This window comes from Bartonella capreoli (genome assembly GCF_902813205.1).
In the GTDB taxonomy this organism is placed as follows: Bacteria; Pseudomonadota; Alphaproteobacteria; order Rhizobiales; family Rhizobiaceae; genus Bartonella; species Bartonella schoenbuchensis.
This window is the reverse complement of record NZ_CADDZX010000016.1, coordinates 1-7,290: the sequence shown is the minus strand read 5'-3', so window position 1 is coordinate 7,290 and position 7,290 is coordinate 1. Positions and strand designations below refer to the sequence as shown.

Below are 7,290 nucleotides of genomic sequence, written 5' to 3'. Positions count from 1 at the left end.
TCAATATGACTTATAAGGAGGATAATAAGGTTAAGGGTGCTGATGTTGTTTCTCCAAACTTCATCAAGGTTGACGGGGGAAAAGTTCTGGCAGAAAAGGTCACAATCACAGGAAATGGAGGTAAGGGACAGGGTGTCAAGGTAGCAAATGGGGGAGCTGTGTGGTTGAAAGAGACAAACTTTAGCAATGTGAGAAGTGGTATGACTGTTGAGAGGGGAGGTATTATGCGCATGGAGGGAGGAGCCATTACCTTTACAGGAGGGCATGGTATCAGTGTTTCAGGGGGGGCAGGCTTTGTTAACTGGTTTTAGTATTATAAGACAAGGTGATACGAGCAAAGCTACAGCTACAGGCACAGGGGTAGGGGTGAGTAATTTAGGAAAAGTCGTGATGAGGGATGTGAATATTTCTCAGGTTGCAACGGGGGCATATATGACGGGTGGATTGCTGGTGATGGACAAAGGATCCATTACTTTTAAAGGAACGCATGGCATTAATCTTGTAAGGGGGCATGCTTTGTTAAATGGGGTTAATATTACAGGGCCTGATAGTGGAATGGGGATAGAGCTGGGGTATGGGCAGGTGTTGATGAAAGGCACAACTTTTACCAATGTTGATAAGGCTATGACTGTTACACAGGGGGATGTCAAAATGGAGGGAGGCGAGATAACATTTACAGGAGAGCACGGGATTCTTCTCAAGCGGGGACATGCTTTGTTAACGAATGTCACTATGACTTATAAAGGTCATGAGAAAAATACTACTTTCTTATTACCTGGGTGTTTTCACGCTCGTGTTTTTAAAATGATATTGTACGTAAATTATTACATCAACGGCTAAACTAACATATCCACAAACTTGCTTTGGTGTTATAAAGGTGATCTGATTTTGCAATTCTATCTAATTATCAGTTACTTTTTTTACTTCCGTTGCTTCATAGAATCCTTCTTGTTCTATTATTGCACTTTGTTGAGTTGATTGCTTTTTTTGCTCTTTATGTTTTTCTAAAGAGAAAACACGATCAATTTCTGTAACAAGTTCTGTTGTTTTCTGACGGATAAGCTCATTAATATGCACCATCATATCAGATATATTTGCGGAAAGAGGATAATGAGGCATAGGCTCGATAATAGGAATAGGTTTTGCCATTTTCTGTATTGGCTCCACCCCATTTTTAGAGGCTTCCATTGTCTCTATCGTTGTTGAAGCCAACGTTATAGAATGTATAGCAGAAGCAATAGTTTCTGGCTTCATAGTTGTATTCCCCTCATTATTTACTAAACTATATCATAGATTATAATGTTTGTGAGATTATTATTGTCACTTTTCATAAAAGTCATCCCTTGGATTAATAGATTTGTTTTATAAAATCAAGCGTTTAAGAATCGTACTTTGAATTCAATAAAGAATTTAGTTTTTAGAGATAGAGAATTATAATTTTAATAAGCGTGAGAGAAAGACGCATAAATCAAAATGGCTGGGGAACCTGGATTCGAACCAAGATTAACGGAGTCAGAGTCCGCTGTTCTACCATTAAACTATTCCCCAACATGCAACTTTCATTGTTTCTAGCAGATTTTAAGGTGTGTGCAAGTTTAAAAGAAGAATCTTAAAATTATTGATAATAGAGAGCTATGGGCACATTGTTGATTGTTGTTACTTGAATATCCATATCATAAATTTCTTTAAGAATTTCTGGACATATAATTTCTTTTGGGTTGCCACAATAAGCTGCTTTACCGTCTTTGAGTGCAACAATCATGTCTGAATAAGATGATGCAAAATTAATATCATGCATGACAAGAAGAATGGTTTTTTTTAGTTCATTAGCAGTACGGCGTAATTGCTTCATTATGGAAACGGAATGTTTCATATCAAGATTATTCAATGGTTCGTCTAATAATACATAATGAGTATCTTGGCAGATGACCATTGCAATAAAAGCTCGTTGACGCTGTCCACCAGAAAGTTCATCTAAAAATCGTGTTTTCAGATCTTGTAAACCCAGATATCGGATAGCACTGTCAATGAACTGTTTATCTTCATTATTATACCGACCTTTCGAATAAGGGTAGCGTCCAAAGCTCACTAAATCATATACGGTTAAACGGACAGATAAAGGATTATCTTGGCGCAAAAGTGAGAGTTTTTTAGCTAAGACGTCATGGGGAGTTTTATAAATATCAAGACCATCGATGTTAATTGTACCTTTATCACTTGGCAGAAGACGTCTTATCATCATTAAAAGAGTTGATTTTCCCGAACCATTGGGACCAATAAGAGAAATAATTCCCCCCTTTGGTAGCTGAAGGCATAAATTATCAATAACCAATCTGGCTCCATAAGTTTTGGAAAGATGATTGATTTCAATCATTTGAATTTTCCCTTCATCAACAAAGTTAAGAAAACAATTCCGCCACAACATTCAATAATAAAACTCAAGCGTCCTCCCATATTTAAGAATTGTTCTAAGATAAATTGTCCACCAACCAAACAAATGATAGCCAATAATATTGCGATTGGCACAACAACACTGTGTTTTGCCTGAGGTGATAATTCATAAGCCAAATTAGCTACCAACAATCCAAAAAATGTGACTGGCCCAACAAGTGCTGTCGAAATGGATACAAGAATAGAAACAAAAATAAGAATAACTGTAGCACTTTTGCGGTAATCAACTCCAAGATTAAAAGCAGATTCATGCCCGAGAGCAAGAACATCAAGCAAGTAATGCAAGCGCCAACCAATCAAGCTAATGATGAGGACAATGATTGTAGAAAAGCTTACTAATGATGTATTTAATTTATTAAAATTCGCAAACATGATGTCAGTTAAATTCATCATTTGATCTGGGTTGAGTTGTAATTGCATAAACATACGCAAGCTGAAAAAAAATCCGCCTAAAACAACACCAATTAATAAAGTGAGATGAAACCCTCTAAGGTTTCCTGAAAATAGAAAGTGAAAGAGACTTATTGAAAAAACAATTAAAATAAGTGCTTCAAAAATAAATTGTCCTTCTTCGTTCAAAAAGGGTAAAGAAAGAGAACCAAGATAATAAAGGGTAGCAGTTTTAATTAAAATATAAAGTTGATCAAACCCCATAATAGAAGGAGTAAGAAGACGATTGTTAATAATTGTCTGAAATAAAACAGTAGAAACAGTTATTGTATAAGCAATAAGAAGAAGAGAAACTAATTTTGTTAAACGGAATGTCCACGCATAAATAGTTATGTTCCATGTCATATAAAGGCTGCTTACAACACATGCTATGACAATGAGCGTTGTTAATACCAAAATAGTTGCTTTCTTTTTACCCAAAACGTTTCCTCCAGTGTAAAAGAAGCAAAATGAAAATAAAGCTGCCAATAACACCCATCATTACGCTGATAGGAATTTCAAAAGAATGGTGAATAATTCGCCCTAAAAGATCGCAAATTAATACCATTCCTGCTCCACTAATTGCTACCCAAGGAGCACTACGGTGCATATTATCGCCTCTGTAACTTGAAACAAGATTTGGAACAATGAGTCCAACAAAGGGAATACGACCAACTGTGCAGATAACCACAGCAGTAATTAATGCAATGATAAAAAGCCCCCATAACATGACAGCACGATAATTAAGGCCAAGATTGTTGGTTAAATCTTCTCCAAGACCAGCCACTGTAAAGCGATCGGCAGTAAAATAGGCAAGTATGCATAAAGGAAGGGATAACCATAACAGTTCGTATTTTCCATCAAGAACCATTGAAAAACTACCAAACAAATAAGCTTGAAGGGAAGGAAGTAGCATTTCATAATCGGCAATAGCGTTGGTTAAGGAACCAATAACATATCCCAGCATAATTCCTGTAAGTGGTACAATGAGGGTAGATTTTAAAGGGATCTGGCGTAATAAAAACATAAAGAGTAATGTGCCAGCCATGGCAAAAGTTGTAGCAACAACCATTTTCCCAAGAACAGGCATATTGGGAACAAAAATCATAACAAAAAGAATACCAAGTGATGCAGATTCGACAGTTCCAGCAGTTGAAGGTTCAACAAAACGATTACGTGTAAGAAGTTGCATAATCATACCTGAGAGTGCAAGTGCCATGCCTGCTAAGAGCACTGCAGCTGTGCGGGGAATACGTGTTTGCCAGAAAAGAAGCCACGCATTCGGATCTCCTGAAAATAGGCTAGAAGGTGTTACATCGGAATAACCAACAAAAATACTTACGACAGAAAGTAAAACAATAACTATTATGGCTATCCAGTAACTTTTCATACTGAACTTCCTTTAAGAAAATAAAAATAGCAGAGGTTAAAACAACCTCTGCTATTAAATTTTATTTTTATGGTAAGCAAGTTATTTGTAAAATTATTTACTTTTTGCAAAAGCTTCGTTGAGTTGTTGTGCTGCTTCATATAATCCGGTTAGACCACCACTTGCTCGATACCAGCTCCAAGAATCCAGATAGATGATCTGATTTTGTTTCCAAGCTGTTACACGGCGAATAAGTTCATTGTCGAGAAGTTGTGCTGCAGATTGTCCTTCTCGCCCGATTGCAGCATCGCGATCAATAACCAATAACCAGTCAGGATTTGTGTCGAAAATAAATTCAGGGGAAATGAGTTGTCCATGCTTTTGCACAATCAGTTTGTCTGTTGCAGGAGAAATTCCAAAACTAGAATGAAGAATATCAAAACGTGATTTGGGGCCCAAAGCACTTATTTTTCCACCAGAGGTCATGAGTATCAACCCTCTGCCTTTTCCTTCGGTGTTTTTACGAACTTTTGCTAATGTTTCATTAAGTTTCGTGATTTCTTGTTCAGCTTCTTGTTCTTTGCCAAAAATTTTTCCAAGGATAGTGATATTGCGTTCGATGTCTTTAAGAGAGTTTTCATTTCCTACTGTCAAGTCAATAGTTGGGGCAATTTTTGATAAATCTTTATATTTGGATTGAGTACGTGAAGAGATGATAATAAGGTCAGGCTGAAAGGTGGCAATTTTTTCATAATTTGGTTCAAAAAAAGTACCAATTTTTTCATAACGTGCATCATCAAAATGTTGCAGATATACAGGCTTTTTGCCTTCAGGAACCCCGACTGTTACATTGATACCAAGGTGGTTCATATTATCAAGTGATGCAAGATCAAACACTACAACTTTTTTGGGAGAAGCGGGAATAGAAGTAGAACCTGAAGCATGCTCAATGGTTACATTTGCCCAAGAAAAAGTCGCAAAACTCATTATTGCAGTCAAAATAGACGCTACTCGTATTATATGTTTTGGAATCATTGTTTTATCCTTTTCCTTTAAAATACTAGAACCCATAATGAGACTTTTTTTACACACAATTAAAATAAAGCATACCATATAAAGCACATTATGTTGTAAAGCAGCTCAAAATATGTTATGGGCCCTTTCTTGGTTATTTAGTATTTTTGTAAATTATTTCTATTTATTTCTATCGGGATAATTAAATGATGATCACAGTGCTTAAAGACCCTAGATGTTTGTGTGTTTTTACAGTAAGCGCTCTTTGTTTTTTTCAAAATATAGATGATGCAAATCCAAATATACGTACTTTATTACAACAAAGAAAATCTTTACAAGAAAGAACAGTTGATGCAGGAAGTGATACTGTGATTATCACCAATATCACCAATATGAACTCTGAAAATCCTTTCCATTTTATATCTAGAATACAGCAAGGGAGAGATACTAGAGGACAACCGACGAGTGTAATACAAGGTAGTCAGGTTCAAAGCTCATTTAGGCAGCTTAAGGTTGATAAAGGTGGGATGATTGCAATAACTGACGGAGTAGTTTATGCGAATTCTTTAACACAAGTAGCTGCTATAGCAGCTAACATAGGTTCAAGTATTAGTTTAATCAGAACGGATATTAGTGTAAAAGGGGGTAGTCGATTTAAAGAACGTAATACTGGTTTACTGACTACTCTTTCTGCTACAAGTATGATGAATGATGGGTCGATTACTTTTATAAATGGAACAGGTGTCAGGACATTATTAGGAGGAACTTCTGATTTAGATGGAGTGGAAATTATTGGGCATGGTGATAACACAGACAATGTGAAAAATAATATGGCTTTTCATATAAACTTTGGTGGTTGGATTAATTTTAGGAATGGTAGTGTTGATGTTATTCGTGCACATGGTTTGTTAATTGACAATACGCCTTTTGATCTTCCTGCAAGGGGAGATGCATCGCTCATTAAACCTAGGATTAATAAGGTTAATTTTGAAAATTCAACTATCATAGTGAAAGGTGATACATCTTATGGTGTATACTTCCACAGAAATAAAACCCAAGAGAAAGAACAAGCAGCTGGTTTTTTATCAGCAGGGCTTGTTTCTTTGAAAAAAACGACTCTCCGTGTTCCAAGTAGTACGGCCATTTATAATTACGGAACTGAAGGTCATATTGTCTTATCAAACTCAAAGATTTCTGGCGATTTATTATTAGAAGCTAAAAATGGATCTTCTGTGACAGTTATGGCTGATGCTTCTTTACTGACGGGTGGTGTTCGTGTTTTTGATGAAAATACTGGTGAGCTTTATTTAACTAATGGTTCAAGATGGATTATAACAACAAGTAAAACTCAAGATCCGCAGTGGTCATCTGTTTCATATGTGATGATTAAAGATAGTGCTATTGTTTTTGAAAGGCCAACGTCAGACGATTATCAAACGCTGCGTATTGGAAAAGGATCAGGTGAGGCTTACAATGCAAAAGAGGGTGGTGCACAGATTTATCTTAATGTATCTTTGGAAGGTGGTAGTCGGTCGAGTGATCAAAAATCTGATCGAATTTTGATTTATGGTGATGTTTCTGGGACTACTACGGTTCATGTGCTTGGTATGTCAGGTTATTTAAGAAAAAAAGTGAGCACGGATAAAAATGATCCGGGTATATCAATTATACAGGTTTCTGGAAAAGCAAAGCAAAATTCTTTTGTACTAGATTCTGATTATGTTGTGCTGCCTCATTTTCCTTATCAATATCATCTTATTGCTTATGGTCCTGGTTCTGAATTTGGGAAAGCAGATCCTCGGCAAAGATTGGTTGAAGGTAAGGGAGATTTTTGGGATTTTCGTCTTGAAAATAAATATATCAAGTTTGGGGTTAAAGCGGTTGTTCCACAAATTCCAATTTATCTGCTTTTACCCAATGCTTTATTCTATGCTGGGTTGATGGATATCAACAATCAAACTGAGCTGTTGGGGACAATGGTGACGTCATTTGATCCATTTTTCAATGGAAAGCCGGCGTTTTTCATA

8 protein-coding genes and 1 tRNA gene are annotated in these 7,290 nt (G+C 36.3%); 3 read left to right on the top strand and 6 right to left on the bottom strand.

The window, feature by feature from the left end; all coding sequences use genetic code 11:
- Positions 1-311 (top strand): hypothetical protein (locus tag J7R05_RS06585; protein ID WP_208541693.1); only part of this gene is annotated, 311 nt, incomplete at its 5' end.
- Positions 265-840, top strand: a complete 576-nt coding sequence (locus J7R05_RS06580; protein ID WP_208541692.1) for a hypothetical protein — start codon at positions 265-267, stop codon at positions 838-840. The genes J7R05_RS06585 and J7R05_RS06580, both read left to right, overlap by 47 nt.
- 60 nt (positions 841-900) lie before the next feature.
- On the opposite strand, the gene J7R05_RS06575 is transcribed toward J7R05_RS06580, so the two are convergent.
- From J7R05_RS06575 to J7R05_RS06550, 6 genes are all read right to left on the bottom strand, one after another.
- Entirely contained in the window at positions 901-1,254 is a 354-nt protein-coding gene (locus J7R05_RS06575) for a hypothetical protein (RefSeq protein ID WP_208541691.1), read from the bottom strand.
- 220 nt (positions 1,255-1,474) lie between these two features.
- Positions 1,475-1,548: transfer RNA gene (locus J7R05_RS06570), tRNA-Gln, on the bottom strand.
- Between the two features lie 67 nt (positions 1,549-1,615).
- Positions 1,616-2,374: an iron ABC transporter ATP-binding protein gene (locus J7R05_RS06565; protein ID WP_208541690.1), complete on the bottom strand. Its 759-nt coding sequence runs from the start codon at positions 2,372-2,374 to the stop codon at positions 1,616-1,618.
- The gene (locus J7R05_RS06560; protein WP_208541689.1) at positions 2,371-3,321 is read right to left on the bottom strand and encodes an iron chelate uptake ABC transporter family permease subunit; all 951 of its coding nucleotides are present in this window, start codon (positions 3,319-3,321) and stop codon (positions 2,371-2,373) included. Before J7R05_RS06560 ends, J7R05_RS06565 begins: the two co-directional genes overlap by 4 nt.
- Positions 3,314-4,270: an ABC transporter permease gene (locus J7R05_RS06555; protein WP_208541688.1), complete on the bottom strand. Its 957-nt coding sequence runs from the start codon at positions 4,268-4,270 to the stop codon at positions 3,314-3,316. Before J7R05_RS06555 ends, J7R05_RS06560 begins: the two co-directional genes overlap by 8 nt.
- A 93-nt stretch (positions 4,271-4,363) precedes the next feature.
- On the bottom strand, positions 4,364-5,284 hold the full coding sequence (locus J7R05_RS06550) for a siderophore ABC transporter substrate-binding protein (RefSeq protein ID WP_208541687.1): 921 nt from the start codon (positions 5,282-5,284) through the stop codon (positions 4,364-4,366).
- Between the two features lie 185 nt (positions 5,285-5,469).
- On the opposite strand from J7R05_RS06550, the gene J7R05_RS06545 reads away from it, so the two are divergent.
- Positions 5,470-7,290 (top strand): autotransporter outer membrane beta-barrel domain-containing protein (locus J7R05_RS06545; RefSeq protein ID WP_484479007.1); only part of this gene is annotated, 1,821 nt, incomplete at its 3' end.

Coding starts and splice junctions, on each gene's coding strand:
- J7R05_RS06580 (WP_208541692.1), top strand. CDS start 265: ATGGTATCAGTGTTTCAGGGGGGGCAGGCTTTGTTAACTGGTTTTAGT.
- J7R05_RS06565 (WP_208541690.1), bottom strand. CDS start 2,374: ATGATTGAAATCAATCATCTTTCCAAAACTTATGGAGCCAGATTGGTT.
- J7R05_RS06555 (WP_208541688.1), bottom strand. CDS start 4,270: ATGAAAAGTTACTGGATAGCCATAATAGTTATTGTTTTACTTTCTGTC.
- J7R05_RS06575 (WP_208541691.1), bottom strand. CDS start 1,254: ATGAAGCCAGAAACTATTGCTTCTGCTATACATTCTATAACGTTGGCT.
- J7R05_RS06550 (WP_208541687.1), bottom strand. CDS start 5,284: ATGATTCCAAAACATATAATACGAGTAGCGTCTATTTTGACTGCAATA.